The following is a 21025-nucleotide window of genomic DNA, read 5'->3' as shown; positions in this document are numbered from 1 at the left end:
CGTATCAAATACAGGGGGGGCGGGCACCGTGGCTGGTGTCCGCCCCCCCCCTGGCATGGAAGGTTTAAGCCTGTGTGATTCGCGAGCTAGCGAGCCCGCTTAACCTTGGCCGCTGCCTCGACAAACGACTTCCACAGGTCAAAGTCGGTCTCGAGCGTCTTCCACGTGTACTCAGGGTGCCATTGCACGCCCAGGCAGAACGGCTGGCCTTCGACTTCGATGCACTCGGGCACGCCGTCGGTTGCCTTGGCGACCAAGCGCGTGCTTTTACCCAGACGATCGACGCAGCAGTGGTGTGCGGAGTTGGTCTGGATCAGCCTGTGCCCGCCAACCGCGCGCTCCAGCAGCGAGCCCGGCACGACCTCGACAGGATGCACAGGGTCGTTGAGCACGTGGGTATGGCGCCACTGCGTGCGGCCCTCGCGCGCGCCCAGGCTCGGCACGTCCATGCACAGGGTGCCGCCGGTGGCGACGTTGAGCAGCTGCGTGCCGCGGCAGGTGGTAAAGAGCGGCTTTTTGGCGCGGAGTACCTCGTCGACCAGCTTAAACTCAAAACTATCGCGGATTTCGCAGCAGAGGGTGGGGTCGTAGGGTCGATCATCGCCCCAACGTTTGGGATTGACATCGGGGCCGCCGGGAATGGCGATGCCGTCGGCGATGTCGACGTAATGACGGATGACCTCAATGTCCTCGGTGATGGACATCTGCAGCGGCAGGCCGCCGGCAGCAAGAATGGCATCGACAAAGACACTTGCGATTTCCTCGTTGGGGGAGAGTGTCTCGCTTAAAAACGGCTTTGCCTCTTCCCAGCGCGGCGCCACCAGGATGAGCGGACGGTCGGCGGGGTCGACGTTGACGTGCGGGGTGTATGACGATGAAGTGCGAGTTCCGATCATAGGTGTTGCTTTCGAATCTAAAGGTGACAGGGCGCATGAGAGACGTAGGACAACACTTTCAATGGATTTGTCCCACGGGGTGGCTGGCTAGTGGCCCTTAATGGAGTTGAGGAAGTCCTGGGCGCGCTTGGTCTGGGGGTGGTCGAAGAACCCGTCGGGCGTGCCGGTTTCCACAATCTGGCCATCGGCCATAAACACGACACGGTCGGCCACGCGGCGGGCAAAGTTCATCTCGTGCGTAATCACGATCATCGTCATGCCCTGCTGCGCCAAGCGCACCATGACCTCGAGCACCTCGTTAATCATCTCGGGGTCAAGGGCACTCGTGGGCTCATCGAAGAGCATGGCCTTGGGCTGCATGGCAAGAGAACGGGCGATGGCCACGCGCTGCTGCTGGCCGCCCGAGAGCTGTGCGGGCACCTTATCGGCCTGCTCGGCAACGCCTACGCGGCTCAGCAGGTCCATGGCGCGCTCGCGGGCCTCGTCCTTGGAGACGCCCAGCACGTCGACCGGTCCCAGCATGACGTTCTGCAGCACCGTCATATGTGCGAATAGGTTGAACTGCTGAAACACCATGCCCAGCTCGGCGCGCATGCGGGCAAGATCCTTGCCTTCCTGCGGCAGGGGCTCGCCCTCGATGAGAATCTCGCCCGAGTCGACGGTCTCCAAGCGGTTGATGGTGCGGCACATGGTCGACTTGCCCGAGCCCGAGGGGCCAATCACAACGACGACTTCGCCGCGGTCGACCGAGAGATTGATGTCGTTGAGGACGTGCAGATCGCCGTAGTGCTTATCGACGTGCCTGAGCTCGATCAACGGCTGATTGCCGGTGGATGAGGTGCTCTGTGCCATGGTGCTCGGCTCCTTATGACTCGAAATGGTAAAGCGTTAGCGGATGATGGTCGCGCCGGTCTTGTGCGAAACGTAGACAGCGGCCTTGTTGATCGCGACGTTGATGAGGATGTAGATGACCGCGATCACCAGATAGACTGATACGAGCGCGTCGTAGTTGGTGATGAGCACGCGGGCATTTTGCATGAGGTCGGGGTAGCTCACCACGTAGGCGACGGTGGTGTCTTTGACTACGACCACGAGCTGCGAAATCAACGACGGAATGATAAACCGAATCGCCTGGGGCAATACGATTTTAAAGGTGATTTTGGCCTTGGAGAGACCGAGCGCCTGGGCTGCCTCGACCTGACCACGCGGCACGGCGTTGACGCCGGCGCGGAAGATCTCGGCAAGTACGCCGGCTGCAGCGAGCGCGACGGGAAGCGTGAGCATCCAAAACGACGGCAGTGAAATCTTGTACTGAGGCAGCACCAAAAAGAAGAAGTAGATGAACAGCAGGCTCGGCACGCCACGGAAGAAATCGGTGAGCACGCGGCAGATCAGCTGCAGCGGCTTGATGTCGCTGGTACGGCCGAGCATGAGGGCTAAGCCCAGTACCAGCGCGATGGCGCCGGCGGTGAGCGCGACCTTTACCGTGCCCTCAAAACCGGCAAGCAGGAACTTCCAGGTGGTGAGGTGCGTAAAGAAGTACCAGTAATGGACCGAAAGCTGGCCGGTCACATAAAAGCGCTGCAGTACCAGAGCGATGAGCGCGGCCACGGCAACAAGTGAGATGGCGGTGCCGACGCGAATCTTGGCGCGCATCTTGGGGCCGGGAGCCTCGTAGAGCGCATCGCGCATGGTGAGCGCGGAGGTGGAGTGCTTGCTCATCGGAGGATCCTCACCTTCTTATCGATGTAGTTGCCAATGTGGCTCACCACAAAGGCCGTGCCCAGGTAGCCGAGCGCCGAGATAAAGAACGCGGCGACGCCGCCGAGCGAGCGCGTGTTGATGTAGCTCACCACGCCGGTGAGCTCCTGCGGGTTAAGCGGTACCTGACTGCCGAGCGCGGTGGTGAGCATGACGGCGATAAAGAGGTTGGTCATGGGCAGCACGCTCGAGCGCAGCGCCTGCGGAATCACGATCTTGGCGAGGATACGGCTGAAGCTCATGCCCAGCGAGCGGGCGGCTTCCACCTGACCGACACCGACGGTGTTGATGCCGCTCATAAAGTTCTCGGAGCCAAAGGCAGAACCCAAGAGCACTGTGGCGACGATGACGCAGGTGCGGTAGGGCAGGACGACCTTGAGCGACGGCAGCGCATAGACGACGATGATGAGTAGCGCGATGCCGGGGATGTTACGGAAGACCTGGACATACAGGTCGCCAAAGACGCGCAGCGGCTTGAGCGGCGACACGCGCATCACGGTGACAGCGACAGCCAGTACCATGGCGATGGCAAACGACTCGAGCGTCATACCCCAGGTTGCTAGCAACGCGTCGATATAGTTCTGGCCATAGAGCGACCAGAGCTCGGAGAGACTCATGCGGACCTCCCGCCGGTAAGGAAAGGGGCTCCCGTGTGTACGGAAGCCCCGACAACTCAGTGAGGAAACAGTTTAGCGCAATAAAGCGCATCGCGCGTTTCCATATGGTTTCGTAGCGGCCGTTACTAGGTTCGCTGCCTAGGCGCCGATCTCGGGCAGCTCGGGAACATTGGTGTCGCCCGTACGGTCGCCGATGCAGATCTGCCACAGCTCGGTCCAGGTGCCGTCGTCCTCGATCTTCTTAAGGAAGTCGTTGACAAAGGCGACGCCGTCGGAATCGAGCGGCAGGCCGATGCCGTAGGGCTCTTTGCTGCCGAAGGGCTTGCCGGCGATCTTGTACTTACCGGGTTCGCGGACCAGGGCGCTCTGCTGCATGTTGTTATCGATGACGTAGGCGTCAACGCGGCCCTGCTGGAGTGCCTGGCGGGCCTCCTCGTCGGTCTTGAACTCCTGCTGGCTGGCCTTGGGAGCGAACTCCTCCAAGATGGCGGGGCCGTTGGAGCCGGACTGGACGGCGACGTTCTTGTCGGCCAGGTCGTCGACGCTCTTGATGTCGTCGTTGTCGGCGAGCACCAGGATAGCCTGCTGGGTGTAGTAGTAGGGACCGGCAAAGGAGACGAGCTTCTTGCGCTCGTCAGTGATGGTGTAGGTGGCAAAGACGGCGTCGACCTGGCCGTTCTGCAGGACGGACTCACGCGTGTCCGAGGTCACCTGGGTGATCTCGACCTTGTTCTCGCCCAGAATGTAGTTGGACAGGAGCTGTGCGATACCGGCGTCGAAGCCGCGGGTCTGACCGTCCTTCTCGTTGAGGAGGGAGAAGAGCGTGGAGGTCTGAACGCCTCCGATCTTAAAGACACCGGCGTCCTTGACGGCCGTGGCCCAGGTGCTGGCGGCGATGGCGTCGTCATCGGCCTTGGGGCCGTTGTCGACGAGCTTGTCGAATGCCTTGGCGTCGAGCGTGGTGGAAGCCTCGGTATCCTCGGAGCTCTTGGAGGAGCCGGCGGCGGAACCCTTGTCGGCCTCGGCGCTGGTGTCGGAGCAGCCGGCAAGACCAAGGCCGGCGACGGTTGCGAAGGTGGCGGCAACGAAGCCGCGGCGGTCGAGAACGACCTGCTGGGAGAGGTTCTTGCTCATGGTAGAACACCTTTCTCAATAAAATCCCTAGCGGTTGAGTAGAGTTATACCCTATCGCGCTCAAATGGGTCAACACGAAATAACTCAGAAACATACTTACCTTATGGGTTATTGTACCTACCAAAAAGGGACAGGCACCTTTGTGGTGGTTCTGGCCGATGCAGCGGCATGCCTTGCTGTTTTGTCTCGATCTGTAACATCTGCAGCCATTTTTGCCGAGTAACTGTTACAGATTGAGATTTTCTCTTCAGGGGGATTCGAATGTCTCGATCTGTAACAGTTAGACGGACAAAAGCTCCCTTTCTGTTACAGATTGAGATAAAGGTTTGGGACTAAGACGTCTTATCTAGATCTGTAACAGTTAGACGGGAATTCGGGCCCTAGATGTTACAGATTGAGATAATCGCGCCGCGAAAATAAAAACCTCCGCAGGGATGCTTCCCTTGCGGAGGCTTTCTTACTCGTTGAGTAGTCTCACGGCTTCGGCGGCCATGGTCTCGACCGTCATGCCGTTCTGAGCGAGCAGCTCGTTGGGGTCGTAGCGGTCGGGGAAGCCCTTGGCGATGCCGAAGGTGCGCGTGCGCACGGGCGTGCAGGCCAGGTAACACGCCACACGCTCGCCCCAACCGCCGTCCAAGACGCCGTCCTCGAGGGTGACGACAACGCGATGCTCGGCGGCAAGGCTGTCGAGGAACTCGCGGTCGAGTTCGGTTGCGAAGCGCGGGTTGACGAGCGTGGCCTCGATGCCGTACTCGGCAGTCAGACGGTTTGCCACGCGCTCGCCCAGCTCAAAGAAATCGCCAAGCGCGAGCACGGCAACGTCGCGGCCCTGGCGCACGACGTTGTAGCGAGCGACGCCGTAATCGTCGCCCTCGGCAGGCGCCAGATCGGGGCGGCTTACCAGGCCAATGCCCGGCACACGGATCGCCACAGGATGCTCGCGGTGGTCGAGCGACCAGCTCAGCATGGACAGATATTCCTCCATGCAGGCCGGCGCCAAGTAGCGCATGTTGGGAAGACCGCCCAGCATGGAAATATCAAAGAACGAAAGGTGCGTCTCGGATGTGGTGCCAAAGATCGACGCGCCAAACACCAGGATGGTTGCGGGGACATCGTTGAGGCACAGGTCGTGCCACAGCTCGTCGTAGGCGCGCTGCAAAAACGTGCCGTACACACCAAAGACTGGCTTGGCACCCGAGCGCGCAAGCGCGGTGGCAAAGGTCACGGCGTGCTCCTCGGCAATGCCCACATCGACGAACTGTTTGCCGGCGGCGGCGCGAAGCTCGGGTGTAAAGCCCATGATGTAGGGCGTGGCGGCCGTGATGCCCACGACCTGCGGATCGTGCTCGATGACGGCGCTGAGCGCCTCGCCCGTAATGTCGGCATAGGTGCGCGGCGCAGGCTCGCTCGGATGGCCCGGGCAGAGCTTGCGCCCAGTCGCCATGTCAAACGGACCCACATGATGCCAGCGCTCGGGGTCGCTCTGGGCTGGCTCAAAGCCCTTGCCCTTTGCGGTGGAGACGTGCAGCACGATGGGATGATCGATATCGCGCAGCTCCTGCAGCGTGTCGACCAGGGCCAACACATCGTTGCCGGTGTCCAGATAGCAGTAGTCGAGCCCCATCGCGCGGAAAACGTTGCGCTCACAGGTGCCGTTGCTGGCGCGTAGCTCGGCCAGATTGCGATACAGGCCACCGTGGTTTTCGGCGATGGACTGGTCGTTATCGTTGACGATGATGATCAGGTTGCTGTCGAGCTCGGCGGCATTGTTAAAGCCCTCAAACGCCAGACCGCCCGAAAGCGAACCGTCGCCAATGATGGTGATGACGTTGTACGCATCGCCCGCCAGGTCACGAGCGTGCGCCAAGCCGCAGCCCAGGCTCACCGACGTGGAGGTGTGGCCCATGGCGAACAGGTCGTGCTCGGACTCGTCAGGATTGGCAAAACCAGAGGCCTCGCCGTAGCGTGCCGGGTCGATATAAGTGTACGCGCGCCCAGTCAGCGCCTTGTGGGCGTAGGTCTGGTGCGAAACATCAAAGACAATCTTGTCGATGGGGGAGTTAAACACGCGATGGAGCGCAACCGTAAGCTCAACGACGCCCAGGTTGGGGGCAACGTGCCCGCCGACGGCGGCGGAGCTTTCGAGGATGGCGTGGCGGATCTCGCCGCAGAGCAGCGGAAGCTCGGCGCGATCGAGAGCCTTGACGTCCTCGGGCGTTGTCGTTTGCGTAAGCAGCATCGTTGTGGGTTACTCCATGCGAATCGTGCGCCGGCACTCCCTCGGCCGGCACAATTGCACAAGACAGTCTCGCACATTTTGGCGTTTGATATGTGACGGCGGCGCGGTAATTCGCCAACTGGTGGGGCAAAACGTTTTGTCCGATGCCATACTGGTAAATTCGATGATGATTTTATTCATTGCGCGCAGGCCGCGGCTTGCCGCCGAGCGCCGCCGGAAGGAGGCCGCATGTCCGATACCGTTCGTGCCGAGAAAATCGCGCGCGAGGTCGACGATGCCGCCCGTCAGCTTGCCCAGGCGGGCCGCTTGGACCTGATGCATGAGTTTATCCAACATGGCGATGTGACGGTCTATACGCATGTGACCTCGGTAGCGCGGGCAAGTCTGTCCTTTGCCGAGCGCCTGGGCCGCGTCGGTATCTCCGTCGACCGCTTATCGCTGCTGCGCGGGGCCCTGCTGCACGATTACTTTCTCTATGACTGGCACGATCCCGACCCAAGCCATCGACTGCATGGCTTTCGTCACCCGTTTTTTGCCTTGGCGCGTGCGGAGGAAGATTTTGAGCTGACGCCGCGCGAGCGGAATATTATCGTACGGCATATGTTTCCGCTGGTACCGGTGCCGCCGACGTGTCGTGAGGCATGGATTGTGTGCCTGGCGGATAAATGGTGCGCACTGCGCGAGACGATTGCCGGCCGTCTGCCGCGCAAAGGCGGCGCGAACGATTTGAACGAGGGCCCGAGTGACGGCTCGAGCAAAGAATCGAACGAAAAGAGGAGTGGGTAGACGGTGGGAACCGCGATCGACATGGCATTTGACGGCGCGACGCTTGCCGCCTGTCCGCTCTCGGCGCTGGTACTCTCGTTTGCCTTCTACGGTTTTTGCGGCTGGGTATGGGAGTCGACAGTCTGCGCCATGCTCAACCACGGACGCTTTGCCAACAGCGGCTTTTTGCTAGGGCCGTGTTGTCCCATCTACGGTGCGGGCGGCATTGCGTGCTGGTTGCTGCTGCGTGGAATCCCAGACGCCTCGAGCCAGTTTGTCGCTGCCGCGCTCGTATGCAGCGTGATCGAATATAGCGTGGGCGTGCTGTTGGAAAAAACGACGGGTGCCCGGTTTTGGGATTACTCGCATCTGCCGTTTAACCTGCACGGACGCATCTGCCTGTACTGGGCCTGCGCGTTTGGCTTGGGTGCGTTGTGTATTTGCCGTTTAGTGGAGCCGGCATTGCTGGGGCTGCTTGGCCATCTGCCGGTGCTAATCGTGCGCTTGGCCGCCTTTATCGTCGCGGTCGCGATGATGGTCGATGCGGTGTGCTCGTTGGCGAGCTGGCGGCGTCTGTCCGATCAGCTTGAGCGTGTGCGTGCCGACCTTGCCGACCGCATCAATGAGTCGCTTGCCGACGCCTCCGACTCTATGCTCGAACGTATTCCCGATTCGGCGATTGACTCGGTGGCGCAGACGCATATCCGCGGTCGCGCCGTTAACGCTTGGCTGGCCGAGCTGGGCGACGCGGCGCTCGATGCCCTGCGCGAGAAGACTTCGATGCCGACGTTTATCTCGGATGGTGCTCGCGGCCTGGCGCTCGCTGCCCGCCGCGTGGCCGATGCCGCGCCGAGTATGCCGCGTCCGTCGCTCGGTCGTCGCCTTGCCGGCAAGCGCATGAGCCGCCCGGTACCGAGCGTGTCACTCAGCCGCCGCGACCTACGCTTCTTTAACGCCTTCCCGCGTCTGCGCATCAATCGTTACGAGGGTGTCATTCGAGCTACCGACCTCCGCGACCGAGCCCGCGAGCTGTTCCGGCGCTAGCCAGAGCGGAGCCAAGCGCGCCCTTCTCGTTCGCACGTTTCCCGTTCGTTTCGCGTCCGTTGCCGCGCCGTTTCCAAGATTGCGGTGCCGTTTCCATTCGACAACGCAGCGTTTAACAACGCCGTATCTGGTCTACACCAGTTGGCCCTCGGCCGCATCATGAGCGCCGACAACGTTCATGCGACCAAGGGGGAGCGAATGTACGATACGGGATCGACAACGTTTATGCTCATCTGCACCATGCTCGTGTTTTTAATGACACCGGGTCTGGCGTTTTTCTATGGCGGCCTGTCCAGGCGCAAAAATGTCATCAACACCATGCTTATGTGCTTTGGCGCCATTGGCCTGGTTGGTGTGCTGTGGATTGTTGCCGGCTGGTCGCTGGCCTACGGTGGCGACGGTTCTAACCCGTTTATTGGCGGCTTTGACCAGCTGCTGTGCCTGCCGGTGCTCAACCAGGTGCTGCAGGCGGCCGAGGGCAATGCTGCGGATGGTGCCGTCTACCCTCAGATCATCAACATCGCCTTCCAGATGGCGTTTGCCATGATCACCGCCGCTATCGTTACGGGCAGTCTGGCAGGCCGCGTTAAGTTTGGTGCCATGACGGCCTTCCTGGGCATTTGGCTGCTCGTGGTCTATGCGCCGCTCGCCCATATGGTTTGGGGCGGCGATGGTTCCTTTATCGGCGACATCATCGGCGCGCTCGACTTTGCCGGCGGCGACGTGGTACACATTTCGTCCGGTCTCACGGGCCTGATTCTCTGCTTAATGCTCGGCCGTCGTCGCGGCTTTGGTATGATGAGCTACCGTCCGCATAACGTGCCGTTTGTGGCGCTGGGCGCCGGCCTGCTTTGGTTTGGCTGGTTTGGCTTTAACGGCGGCAGCGAGTTTAAGGCCGACGCCGTGGCGGCGCTCGCCATCCTCAACACCGTGACGGCCAGCGCGGCGGGCATGGTCTCGTGGCTTGCCGTCGAGCGCGTGCACACCGGTCGCCCCACGCTGGTGGGTGCCAGCACCGGTCTGGTTGCGGGCCTTGTGGTGGTCACGCCGGGTGCGGGCTTTGTCGAGCCGTGGGCAGCGCTGGTCATGGGACTGATCGTCTCGCCCGTCTGTTACCTGGCCATCAGCCATCTTAAGACCAAGTTTGGCTACGACGATGCGCTCGACGCGTTCGGTTGCCACGGTATCGGCGGCATCTTGGGCGGTGTGCTCACGGGCCTGTTCTGCGTGCCGGAGCTCTCGTGGACCGGTAAGGGCGGCCTGTTCTACACGGGCGACGTGTCGCTGCTTGTCTCGCAGGTTCTGGGCATTGTGGTGACGGTCGTTATTGTGCTGGTGCTCGACTTGGTGATCGCCGCGGTGGTCAAGGCACTGTTCCACGGCAGCCTGCGTGTGGACGAGGCCGACGAGGCGCTGGGCCTGGATGCGAGTCAGCACGGCGAGAGCGCATATCCTTCGTTTAGTGGTCTGGACTAACAGTTTCAAACGTTCTGTCAGACCAACTCTTAAAGAGAGGAATTCACTATGAAGAAGATCGCGGCAATCGTTCGTGCTGAGAAGCTCGAGGTTCTTAAAGACGCGCTGTTTGCTGCTGATGTTCGCGGCATGACTATCAACCAGGTGCAGGGCTGCGGCGCGCAGCATGGCTGGAAGGAATACGTGCGCGGCAACGAGTTGCTTGTCAACACGATCCCTAAGGTGCAGTTCACCCTCATCTGCGCTGATGAGCACGTTGACGGAATTGTCGACATCATCTGCAATGCCGCCCGCACCGGTGCCGTTGGAGACGGCAAGATTTGGGTCGAGCCGGTCGAAGAAGTCATCCGCATTCGCACCGGCGAACACGGCCCGGCCGCGGTGTAGGGCTGACCGTCTGCCATCCGCAACGTTAAAATACTGCAATGAGGCATAAGGCTTGCGTTGCGGATGGACGGATTATGGGTCGCAATAAATATCCCGAGGAGACGGTCGCGAAGATTCTCGACGCGGCACAGGAGCTATTCTGTGCACAGGGTTATGAGGGGACGAGCATTCAAGATATCGTTGACCGTCTCGATGGCATGACCAAGGGTGCTGTTTATCATCACTTCAAGAGTAAAGAAGAGATTTTCAACGCCGCGTTTGATCGGGCGATGACTCCGATTGTTGAGCACCGCCGCTCGATGCTTGGCGTCGGTAATATGACCGGCGCCCAAAAGCTAAAAAGGCTTTACGCTCCCGAGTCCGTTGTTCCGCAAATTGAGCTATGGGCACGTATGCGTCCTGCAGCAGATCCGGTAAAAAGCTCGCGCCTACTGGCGATGCAGTACCAGGGCTCATTTGACGAGTCGGCCGATGGCTGTCTCTTGCCAGTGATCGAGGAGGGCATCGCCGACGGCTCCATTGCGTGCGAATGCCCGCGCGAAGCGGCGGAGGCCGTATCGTTGCTGGCGAATCTCTGGTTGCTGCCACTGTTTCGTACGCTCGAGCCCAAGGATCGAATGCTCGCTCGCGCTCAATGTTTGGCGCAGATGGCCGCCGCGGTGGGACTCGATTTGGGTGAGGAAGTGCTCCAGACAACGGCACGGATTTGGGACGTATGGGACCGTGCCGGGTGGTAATATAGATACTAACGGTATGTAATTGATTTGTGAGGGCAGCTCCGGCCGCCCTTTTCAAGTCGATAAATACATACTAGCGGTATGTATGGGGGGGTGGACTTATGGCTGGGCTGAGAGACGTCGGCGTCTCGTTGAAATCAAAAACAGTGCGGTCAATCAGGCTCGCGGAACTTCTGGTTGCGCAGCTGTGCACGTATTCGATGCTGTCGGCGCTGTGCTTTGCGTATCCACTTTACTTGTTCGATCGCAGTGGATCGTCAACGTTATATGGCGCCGTCGTGGCGACGGCGTTCATACCCGGCGTACTCGCAACTCCGGCTGGCGGAATCTTGGCGGATAGGGGAAGACATCGCGAGGTCCTCGTGGCACTCGGCATTGCTCTGATGACTGCATCACTGCTGTCTATCCCCATGAAGCACTCATTGCCTCTTGCGGTCGTCGTAGTAGCGATACTTTGTGTTCAATATGGCGTTCAATCGCTGCTAAAGCCAATGCTCCAAATTGAGACAGTGCGCATGGCGGGTGAAGAGAAGGTTGAGCGGGCCACTGCATTGGTTTCGCAGATGACCATGGTGAGCAATATCTTGGGCCCTGTGGTCGGGACGGCAGTCTATGGGTGCTTTGGCATCGATGCTCTTTGCGCAACCGCATCGGTGGCGTTTGCGATTTCAGCTCTCTTGTTTGGGGTCGCGCTCAAGCAAAATGCCTCATCTGACACGATGGGAGACGGCGCGACTCGTACGACATGCCGAAACGATTATCGGGAGTCGATTCGGTATCTGTTGCAAAATGCATTATTGGTCGCTGTGATTTTGCTTGCGGCAGTTTTGAACCTTGCGTTGGTTGGGCTAATGATTGGCGCTCCCATTATTGTTACAAAGCATCTCGGCATGCAATCGTCCTGCGTTGGGATAGTTGAGGTGGCTATGGGCTTGGGTGGTCTTGCCGGCAGTGGCTTGGTCGGCATTTGGCCGCATCGTTTTTCTTTCAATGGCATATGCCGATATGTTGCGATGATCTGTTTTGGAGTCGCGCCGATTATTGTTACGCTGCTGTTCGGCGTAGATGTATGCGTGTTCACCGTGTTTGCGGTTGGTTCGGCATGGGTCATGGTGTGGGCGAGCATTACGTCGGTTGAAATCATCGCGTTTGTTCAGCGGGCAGCGCCGACTGAGCTCTGCGGAAAAGTGCTTTCGGTCGTTTACATGGTCCTTTCCTGCGCAATACCTATCGGCCAATTGACGTACGGGGCTGCATATGATCGATGGACACCGGCGATTGTATTCGCAGGCATGTTGGCGGTGCTGACGTTGACGACGGCGCTGCTTTATCGGCTGAAAAGTCGCTTGTGGCGATTGTCTTAACGCGCTGGGGCACCGTGAATTTGTGAAGGCGGTGGTACGCCGCGCCGGGACGGCATTGTTTGGACATGCCTCTCCTTCGTCTACAATATCGGGCAGACGAAGGAGAGGCATGTCCATGATCAAGATGTTCGCGAGTGACTTAGACGGAACGCTGCTGAACGCCCTGCACGAGGCGGATGGGACCATCCGCCGCGCCATTCGCGAGCTGACTGAGGCTGGCCTGCACGTGGTTCCCGCGACTGGACGCTCGACGTTGCCGATCGGCGAGCATGGCTTTACGGGCTTGGCGCTTGACGCCTGCTGCTCCAATGGATCCATCGTGCGCGACAGCCATGGCGAGGTGCTCAAGACTTGGACCATCGACCCGCAGGTCACTGAGGAACTGCTCAAGGCGTTCCCGGACATTTGCTTTGATTGCTCCACGCCCGATGGCATGTTTTCGAGCGGTTCGTTCGAGATGCATCAGGCGGGCTTTAAAAAGGACAGCCCCATCAAGCGTATTGTGATGCGCGGCATGCGTGCGCGCGGTGGGTATCACGAGGAGCAGTATTTCGACCAGTCGATCGGTGACATCCTGCGCCACGATGTATGCAAGATCAATTGTCGCGTGACCTCGCCCGAGCTGGAGCGTGAACTTAAGGCCTATCTTGCCGAACGCTCGGACCATGTGGTCAACGCGCCGTTCGATCCGGTGATGTTCGAGATCACGGACGTGGCGTGCAACAAGGGCGAGAGTGTGGCCTGGCTGGCGGGCTACTACGGTATTGCCGAGGACGAGGTCGCGGTCTACGGCGACGGCGGCAACGACATCGCCATGCTCAAGCGTTTCCGCCACAGCTATGCGACCAAAAACGCTAGCGATGCAGCTAAGGCTGCTGCGAGCGCAACTATCGGCAGCTGCATGGTCCACGCCGTCCCCAAACACATGCTCGCCACCATGCATAAGCAGAGCTCCCGCACCATCATTGAATAATGTGACAAAGGGACTGTCCCTTTGTCACATGGGAGATACCGGCTTTTGGCGTATAGGACTGTCACGCTTTCGCCACCAACAAATTTCGAGTTATTCGGCCTGTCGGAGGTCGTTAAATGGCTAAAGATGCCCTCTCGGGAACATTCATGCCTCTAATGGTGTTTGATTCGGTGACGTAAGTGCGCAAATGGGCATGTATACGCTCAAATAAGGACAAAAACCCTCAGATAATCCCGGCGGTGCATTTATACAGAACCAGTAGCGTGGCCGAATAACTCGAAAAATGTAGGTGGCAGTTCGGCGACAAGTTCGGGTATGGCAAAGGAACTGTTCCTTCGACATACCCGAGCTCCGATCTTCTGAAATGCGAACAAACATTCGCATATCTAACTGCGCTTTGATAGAATCGGTGTCGTTGACGGCAGTTCCATGTGCCGGGCAGCGCCCTCCATTTGATGGGAGGTGATGCCCATGACCGATTTGATTGATTTCGTGAGACTTCTGACCGCTTTGGTCTCGTTCTTCACGGCGCTTGTCGGCCTTTCCGAGGCACTCAAGCAGCGTTCGAAGCGCAACAGAAGGGGTCGCCGCCGCTAAGGCGTTGACCCCCTAATGCAAACAACGGCGCTGCCCAGCCAGCTACAACTTGGGCTGCCGTCGACACTATTCTACCCACGAATGACATTTTGGACAATCGGTAATGCCGCTCCAAAAGCCAGGCGGGTTGTGACAAAGGGACTGCCCCCTCGTCACATCCCAAATATTGCCTTTACGTGTTGATACACACGGTGTGCAATAATACTCGCACTGTGCAATAGCGCACAGGCTGAGTAACAAGGAGGACGCTTGTCCCAGCTCGAGAAATGCGATCGCCGGTCCCTTCGCTCGCAGCGTGCCCTTCGCCAGGCACTTGCCAGCGAGCTTGCCGAAAGCGGCGACCTTTCGCGCATTAATGTCGCGTCGCTCACCGAGCGTGCTGGCCTTACGCGTCGCACGTTCTATTCGCACTACCGCGATATCCCCGACTTCATCAATCAAATCGAGGACGGCTTGCTGGCCGAGATCCGTGAACGCATTGAGCTCATCACCGCAGCTCAGCTGCCCGATCTCTACCACAACATCGATGAACTCGAGCCGGCGCCCGGTTCGGTTGAACTGCTGCGCTATCTTGCGGCCAACCGCGACTTAATCGGTGCGCTGCTGGGTCCGGGCGGCGACCAGGCCTTCATTAAAAGGATCATCGACACCGCGCGTGAGGCTGTGGTGCCGCGTGCGCAGACGGGCATTTTGGGCCTGGCGCTGGGTACGTTCTTTGACTACTACGTCACCTACGTCGTGAGCGCCGAGGTCGGCATGATTCAGCGCTGGTTTGAGCGTGGGCTCACCGAATCGCCCGAGGCCATGGCGCGCATTATGACGGTGCTCGCTTTTGTGCGCCCTGGTGACCTGTATGGCCAACCCATCGATATCAACGTGCCGGAATACGGCATGAAGCTATTGAACTTGCAGCTCGAGGACGCGGCCGACACCGCCGCAACCGTCGAGTCCAACAACTAAGAGGAGAGACAATGAACAAACTCGTCGAGGGCATCAAGGATCGTATGATCGCTGCCGCACGCGAGGCCGCGCCCGCCGTGGTGGACGCCGCGCAGAAGGCCGCGACCGCGGCTGCCGAGAAAGTTGCCGAGGCAGTTGCCGATGCCAAGAACGCGACAGGGGAGACGCTCACCGCTGACGCAGCCACGCCCAACGTTGCCGAGTCCGTAACCGCCACCGCCGCCCACGCCCCCGAAGGCGCGATCTTCAACCCCGAGGCCGCCCGCGGCAACCTGCACCTGGGCATCGACGTGGGCTCCACCACCGTCAAGCTTGCCGTGCTCAACGATGACAACCAGATCGTCTACGCCAAGTACCAGCGCCACCACACCGACGTCCGTGCCTGCGCCCGCGATCTGTTCGAGGGCGCCGCGACTGTGCTGCCGACGGCCCAGATGACCTGCGCCATCACCGGCTCGGGCGGTCTGCTGCTGTCCCAGTGGCTCGACTTGGAGTTTGTCCAGGAGGTCATCGCCAGCAAACGCGCCGTCGAGACCCTTATCCCGGCCACCGATGTCGCCATCGAGCTGGGTGGTGAGGACGCCAAGATCATCTACTTTGACAACGGCATCGAGCAGCGCATGAACGGCACCTGCGCCGGCGGCACGGGCGCGTTCATCGACCAGATGGCAACCCTACTGCACACCGACGCCAGCGGCCTCAACGAGCTCGCGGCCAACGCCACCACCATCTATCCCATTGCCAGCCGCTGCGGCGTCTTTGCCAAGACCGACGTGCAGCCGCTGCTCAACGAGGGTGCCCGCCCCGAGGACGTCGCCGCTTCCATCTTCCAGGCTGTCGTGACCCAGACCATCTCGGGCCTGGCGTGCGGTCGTCCCATCCGCGGCAACGTCGCCTTCCTTGGCGGCCCGCTGCAGTATCTCTCCGAGCTGCGCCACCGCTTCTACCTCACGCTCAACCTGGACGATGAACACCGTATCGTGCCCCAAAACGCCCACCTGTTTGTGGCGAGCGGTGCCGCCATGGCGCACGAGTCCAACAAGCTCAGCACGTTCCCGCAGCTCATCGAGGCCATCGATGCCCTGGGTGACACGCAGGGTGCCGAGGTCGAGCGCCTGGATCCGCTCTTTGCCACCGACGAGGACTTTGCCGAGTTCAAAACCCGCCACGACCAGGAAGTCGTCCCCAAGGGCAAGCTCGAAGGCTACACCGGCCGCGTGTTCATTGGCATCGACGCCGGCTCCACCACCATGAAGGCCGCGCTCGTGGGCGAGGACGGCCAGCTGCTGCACACCTGGTACGGCAACAACAACGGCGACATCCTGGGCACGGCCAAGGTCATCATGGCCGATTTCTACAGCCACATCCCCGCCGGCTGCACCATCGGCCACGTGACCACCACGGGCTACGGCGAGGCGCTGCTCATCGAGGCCCTCAAAGCCGATTCCGGCGAGATCGAGACCGTTGCGCACCTGCGCGGCGCCAAGGCGTTTCTGCCCGGCGTCGAGTTCATTCTGGATATTGGCGGCCAGGACATGAAGTGCCTGCGCGTCAAGGACGGCGTTATCGAGCACATCATGCTCAACGAGGCCTGCTCGTCGGGTTGCGGTAGCTTTATCGAGAGTTTCGCCGTGTCTATGAACATGGACGTGCGCGCGTTCGCCGACGCCGCCATCCATGCCAAGGCCCCGGTCGACCTGGGCAGTCGCTGCACGGTCTTTATGAACTCGCGCGTCAAGCAGGCGCAAAAGGAAGGCGCCACGGTGGGCGACATCGCCGCTGGCCTGTCCTATTCCGTCATTAAGAACGCCCTGTTCAAGGTCATTAAGCTGCGCGATCCCAAGGAGATTGGCAGCCAGGTGATCGTCCAGGGCGGCACCTTTATGTCCGACGCCACGCTGCGCGCGTTTGAGCAGCTCACCGGTGTTCATGCCGTGCGTCCCGACATCGCCGGCTGCATGGGCGCCTACGGTGCGGCCCTGCTCGCCCGCGATCGCGCCGGCGCCGACGGCACCTCGACCATCCTTTCGGCCGAGGACATCGCGCACCTTACCGTGACGCAAAAGCATGTCCGCTGCGGCCGTTGCTCTAACAACTGCCAGCTTACCGTCAACGACTTTGGCGGCGGCAGGCGCTTTATCACCGGCAACCGCTGCGAGAAGGGCGCCGGCCACAAAAAGCAGAAGACCGAGGCACCCAACCTCTTCAAAAAGAAAAACGAGCTGCTCTTTGACCGCGAGGTACTGAGCCCCGACGAGGCCCCGCGCGGCACCGTCGGCATCCCGCGCGCGCTCAACATGTACGAGAACTACCCCTTCTGGCATGCGTTCTTTACGCGCCTGGGCTTTAGCGTGCAGCTGTCCGACCAGTCGAGCAAAAAGACCTACCAGGCGGGCATCGAGTCCATGCCGTCCGAGAGCGTGTGCTACCCGGCAAAGATGAGCCACGGCCATGTGATGAACCTTATCGACCGCGATGTCGACTTCATTTGGATGCCGTGCGTGCGCTGGGAGCGCAAGGAGGATCCGACGGCTGGCAACTGCTATAACTGCCCCATCGTCATGAGCTACCCCACGGCGTTGGCGCTCAATATTGACGAGATCCGCGAGCAGAACATCGAGTTCCTGTACCCGTTTGTGCCCTATCACGACAAGACCGAGCTCAAGCGCCGCCTGTATCAGGTGCTCGCCGTCGACCGTGTGGCCGATGCCGAGGCTGGTCGCGGCCGCGTGCGTGGTCCCAAGATCACGCGCTCCGAGGTTGATGCTGCCGTCAACGCTGCCTTTGAGGCCGATGCGCGCTTCCACGAGGATATCCAGACCATGGGCGAGGAGGCTCTTAAGTGGGTCGAGGACCACGGCGGCCACGGCATCGTACTCGCCGGCCGTCCTTACCATAACGACCCCGAGATCAACCACGCCCTGCCCGAGCTTATCTCGAGCTTTGGCTTTGCGGTCTTTACCGAGGATTCGCTCGCGCATCTCGTGAAGCCCGAGCGCCCCATCCGCGTCGTCGACCAGTGGATGTACCACAGCCGCCTGTACGCCGTCGCCCGTTTTGTGACGATGCGCAACGATCTGGACCTGATCCAGCTCAACTCTTTCGGCTGCGGCCTCGATGCCCTGACCACCGATCAGGTGCAGGAGATTCTGGAAGCCAGCGGCAAGATCTACACCGTGCTCAAGATCGACGAGGTATCCAACCTGGGTGCCGCGCGCATTCGCATCCGCTCGCTCATGGCCGCGCTTAAGGACCAGGAGGCCGAGCGCTTGGCCGAGGCCACGGCCGCGGGCGAGGCCTACGAGCAGGGCGATGCCGCGCCGGTGGCTCCCTCCACGGATGCCCCCGCGTTCGCGAGCCGCAAGTACACGTTCGAGGCCCAGCGTGAGAGTGCCTCGACCGCGTGGCCCAAGGTGCCCTTTACCGAGCAGATGCGCGACGAGGGCTACACCATCCTGTGCCCGCAGATGGCGCCGATCCACTTCGACCTGGTCAAAGAGGTGTTCCGCGGTGCCGGCTATAACTTGGAGCTGCTGCCCTCGACTGACCACGATGCCGTCGAGGCCGGCCTGCGCTATGTGAACAATGACATTTGCTACCCGTCAATTCTGGTGACGGGCCAGATCATGGAAGCCATCGAGAGCGGCCGGTACGACCTGTCCAAGACCGCCGTGGTCATCAGCCAGACCGGCGGCGGCTGCCGCGCCACCAACTACATCGCGCTCATCCGCAAGGCACTACGCGAGAGCGGGCACCCCGAGATTCCGGTGATTTCGCTTTCGGCCGTGGCACTCGGCGAGGACAACCCCGGCTTTAAGATTACGCCGGCGCTGCTTAAGCAGGCAGTCTACGCGGTGCTCTTTGGCGACGTGATGATGCAGATGCTCTACCGCTGCCGCCCGTACGAGGCCACGCCCGGTGCGGCGAACGCACTCTACGAGGAGTACATGGCGCGCGCTCGCAAGCTGGCGCCTAAGTTCAACCGCCACAACTACACCAAGCTGTGCCGCGAGGCCATCCGCGCGTTCGACACCATGCCGCTCGTGGGCGAGGGTACTAAGCCGCGCGTGGGCGTGGTCGGTGAGATCTTGGTCAAGTTCCACCCCACGGCCAACAACCACGTGGTCGATGTCATCGAGCGCGAGGGCTGCGAGGCTGTGGTGCCGGGCCTGCTCGACTTCTTCCTGTACTCCATGAGCAACGCCGAGCTGCAGAAGGACGAGTTGGGAAGCTCTGCCACTACGCGCGCGGGCATGCAAGCGCTCATCAAGCTTGTGGACTGGATGCGCACGCCGGTGGAGGAAATGCTCGAAAAGTCCCGCCGCTTTGAGGCGCCCGAGCGCATCGGCACCATGGCCGACAAGGCCCGTACGGTGCTTTCGGTGTGCAACAACATGGGCGAAGGCTGGCTGCTCACGGCCGAGATGCTCGACCTGATCGATCATGGCGCACCCAACATCATCTGCACGCAGCCCTTCGCGTGCCTGCCCAATCACGTGGTGGGCAAGGCCGTGATTAAGGAGCTGCGCCGCCAGCACCCCGAGAGCAACATCGTTGCGGTGGACTATGATCCTGGTGCGTCCGAGGTCAACCAGCTCAACCGTATTAAGCTCATGATTAGCGTGGCCAAGGAGAACATGCGCGCCGGTAAGGGCTTTAAGCTCGAGAAGGTGGCGCCGCTCGCGATGGACGAGGTCACTGGCCAGATGCGTGCCCACGACGGCTGCGCGAGCTGCGGACCGGCCAGCGAGGAAGCCGTTGCGTTGGTCGCCGAGCGTCTGGGACGCGGCATTAAGAAGTAGTTGGCCTGCTATGGGCTAGATATGAGACAAACGGGTGGCAGCCGTGCCGGCTACCACCCGATTTTTCTGGACATGGAACCCTGAGTTAATGAACAAGTGTAGCCGTTCGCCGCAAATTACCGTCCGTTTATGGAACCCACCCCCAGCGCGCGTCATCCTTACGGTTGAATAAATACACATCTATGGAATTACGCAAGAGAGGACTGTTTCCATGAGCTACAAGACCGTTTGCGTTGCCGGTGGCGGCGTGTTGGGAAGCCAGATTGCCTTTCAGGCTGCCTACTGCGGCTTTGATGTAACGATTTGGCTGCGCAGCGAGGGCAGCATCGGCCGCACCCAGCCCAAGATCGATCACGTGCGCAAGGAGTACATCGCGGCAATCGAGGGCATGGCGGACGGTACGGGCGAGTGGTGCGCCGGTATCGCCGATGGCGCCCAGCCCTTCGACAAGGAGGCGGCGCTCGCTGCCGTCGAGCGTGCCTACTCCACACTCAAGCTGGAGCTCGATCTTGCCAAGGCCGTGGCCGACGCCGACCTGGTCATCGAATCTATGGCCGAGGACACCCAGGCAAAGATTGACTTCTACAAGAAGCTCGCCCCGGTTCTGCCGCAAAAGACCGTCATCGTGACCAATTCCTCCACGCTGCTGCCGAGCACCTTTGCCAAGTACACCGGCCGTCCCGAGAAATACCTGTCGCTGCACTTTGCCAACTCTATCTGGAAGAACAACATGACCGAGGTCATGGCACAGGACCAAACCGACAAGCGCTACTTCGACGAGCTCGTCGACTTTGCCAACGACATCCGCATGCTTGCCCTGCCCGTCAACAAGGAAAAGAACGGCTACCTGCTCAATTCCATGTTGGTGCCGTGGCTGCTTTCGGGCCTTGACCTGTATGTCTCGGGCGTGAGTGACCCCAAGAGCATCGACCTCGCGTGGACGCGCGGCACCGGCGCTCCCAAGGGGCCGTTCCGCGTGTTCGACACCGTGGGCATCCAGACGGCGTACAACATCGTCATGCAGTACCAAAAGGTCCCGGGCTTGGTGAGCCCGCTGCTCAAAAAGATGATGATGCCCTACAACTTTAAGGCCATGGCCTCCGTCCTCAAGAAAATGCTCGACGAAGGTAAGCTGGGCGAAAGCTCGGGCGAGGGCTTCTTTACGTACTAAAAATGATCTCTTGGGGGTGGAAGCGTTGGGGATCTACGGTAGTATGCGACAAGATCTGAATAGGTCGAGCAAGAGCTGTAGCGCGCGTTGACGTTTGCCCAA

Annotated in this window: 17 protein-coding genes; 11 read left to right on the top strand and 6 right to left on the bottom strand. The window is 60.5% G+C overall.

The window, feature by feature from the left end:
• Positions 1 to 86 precede the first annotated feature (86 nt).
• The 6 genes from DWW73_RS02050 to DWW73_RS02025 all read right to left on the bottom strand — a co-directional run bounded on the left by DWW73_RS02050 (position 87) and on the right by DWW73_RS02025 (position 6647).
• Positions 87 to 896: a gamma-glutamyl-gamma-aminobutyrate hydrolase family protein gene (locus DWW73_RS02050; RefSeq protein ID WP_117637640.1), complete on the bottom strand. Its 810-nt coding sequence runs from the start codon at positions 894 to 896 to the stop codon at positions 87 to 89.
• Between the two features lie 87 nt (positions 897 to 983).
• Positions 984 to 1748 (bottom strand): amino acid ABC transporter ATP-binding protein, encoded by a 765-nt coding sequence (locus DWW73_RS02045; RefSeq protein WP_117563840.1) that lies wholly within the window; start codon positions 1746 to 1748, stop codon positions 984 to 986.
• A 36-nt stretch (positions 1749 to 1784) separates the two neighbouring features.
• A complete protein-coding gene (locus DWW73_RS02040) occupies positions 1785 to 2618 on the bottom strand; it encodes an amino acid ABC transporter permease (protein WP_117778611.1) in 834 nt (277 codons plus the stop codon).
• Entirely contained in the window at positions 2615 to 3274 is a 660-nt protein-coding gene (locus DWW73_RS02035) for an amino acid ABC transporter permease (protein ID WP_117778610.1), read from the bottom strand. Before DWW73_RS02035 ends, DWW73_RS02040 begins: the two co-directional genes overlap by 4 nt.
• 138 nt (positions 3275 to 3412) lie before the next feature.
• Entirely contained in the window at positions 3413 to 4408 is a 996-nt protein-coding gene (locus tag DWW73_RS02030; protein WP_117778609.1) for a glutamate ABC transporter substrate-binding protein, read from the bottom strand.
• Between the two features lie 457 nt (positions 4409 to 4865).
• Positions 4866 to 6647 carry a 1-deoxy-D-xylulose-5-phosphate synthase gene (locus tag DWW73_RS02025; RefSeq protein WP_117778608.1) on the bottom strand — a complete coding sequence of 594 codons (1782 nt, stop codon included), beginning with the start codon at positions 6645 to 6647 and terminating at the stop codon, positions 4866 to 4868.
• A 228-nt stretch (positions 6648 to 6875) separates the two neighbouring features.
• On the opposite strand from DWW73_RS02025, the gene DWW73_RS02020 reads away from it, so the two are divergent.
• The 11 genes from DWW73_RS02020 to DWW73_RS01975 all read left to right on the top strand — a co-directional run bounded on the left by DWW73_RS02020 (position 6876) and on the right by DWW73_RS01975 (position 20923).
• Entirely contained in the window at positions 6876 to 7433 is a 558-nt protein-coding gene (locus tag DWW73_RS02020; protein ID WP_117584135.1) for an HD domain-containing protein, read from the top strand.
• 3 nt (positions 7434 to 7436) lie between these two features.
• Positions 7437 to 8456: a putative ABC transporter permease gene (locus DWW73_RS02015; RefSeq protein WP_233502699.1), complete on the top strand. Its 1020-nt coding sequence runs from the start codon at positions 7437 to 7439 to the stop codon at positions 8454 to 8456.
• Positions 8457 to 8654: 198 nt separating this feature from the next.
• Complete coding sequence (locus tag DWW73_RS02010; protein WP_089572300.1) at positions 8655 to 9932, top strand: ammonium transporter; 1278 nt, start codon at positions 8655 to 8657, stop codon at positions 9930 to 9932.
• 48 nt (positions 9933 to 9980) lie between these two features.
• Entirely contained in the window at positions 9981 to 10319 is a 339-nt protein-coding gene (locus DWW73_RS02005; RefSeq protein WP_117778607.1) for a P-II family nitrogen regulator, read from the top strand.
• A gap of 74 nt (positions 10320 to 10393) precedes the next feature.
• Complete coding sequence (locus DWW73_RS02000) at positions 10394 to 11056, top strand: TetR/AcrR family transcriptional regulator (protein WP_158563766.1); 663 nt, start codon at positions 10394 to 10396, stop codon at positions 11054 to 11056.
• A 101-nt stretch (positions 11057 to 11157) separates the two neighbouring features.
• Positions 11158 to 12420, top strand: coding sequence for an MFS transporter (locus DWW73_RS01995; protein WP_117778605.1), 1263 nt, complete (start codon positions 11158 to 11160; stop codon positions 12418 to 12420).
• A 115-nt stretch (positions 12421 to 12535) separates the two neighbouring features.
• Positions 12536 to 13393 carry an HAD-IIB family hydrolase gene (locus DWW73_RS01990; RefSeq protein WP_117778644.1) on the top strand — a complete coding sequence of 286 codons (858 nt, stop codon included), beginning with the start codon at positions 12536 to 12538 and terminating at the stop codon, positions 13391 to 13393.
• Between the two features lie 471 nt (positions 13394 to 13864).
• Positions 13865 to 13990, top strand: a complete 126-nt coding sequence (locus DWW73_RS10350; protein WP_022094649.1) for a hypothetical protein — start codon at positions 13865 to 13867, stop codon at positions 13988 to 13990.
• Positions 13991 to 14239: 249 nt separating this feature from the next.
• Positions 14240 to 14950 carry a TetR/AcrR family transcriptional regulator gene (locus DWW73_RS01985; RefSeq protein WP_040358972.1) on the top strand — a complete coding sequence of 237 codons (711 nt, stop codon included), beginning with the start codon at positions 14240 to 14242 and terminating at the stop codon, positions 14948 to 14950.
• 11 nt (positions 14951 to 14961) lie between these two features.
• Positions 14962 to 19752, top strand: coding sequence for a 2-hydroxyacyl-CoA dehydratase (locus DWW73_RS01980; protein ID WP_117778604.1), 4791 nt, complete (start codon positions 14962 to 14964; stop codon positions 19750 to 19752).
• Positions 19753 to 19963: 211 nt separating this feature from the next.
• Positions 19964 to 20923 carry a 3-hydroxyacyl-CoA dehydrogenase gene (locus DWW73_RS01975; RefSeq protein WP_117778603.1) on the top strand — a complete coding sequence of 320 codons (960 nt, stop codon included), beginning with the start codon at positions 19964 to 19966 and terminating at the stop codon, positions 20921 to 20923.
• Positions 20924 to 21025 lie beyond the last annotated feature (102 nt).

Source organism: Collinsella sp. AF16-8 (assembly GCF_003462695.1).
Taxonomy (GTDB): Bacteria; Actinomycetota; Coriobacteriia; order Coriobacteriales; family Coriobacteriaceae; genus Collinsella.
The sequence above is the reverse complement of the archived record's forward strand: the minus strand, read 5'-3'. Positions and strand labels throughout refer to the sequence as shown.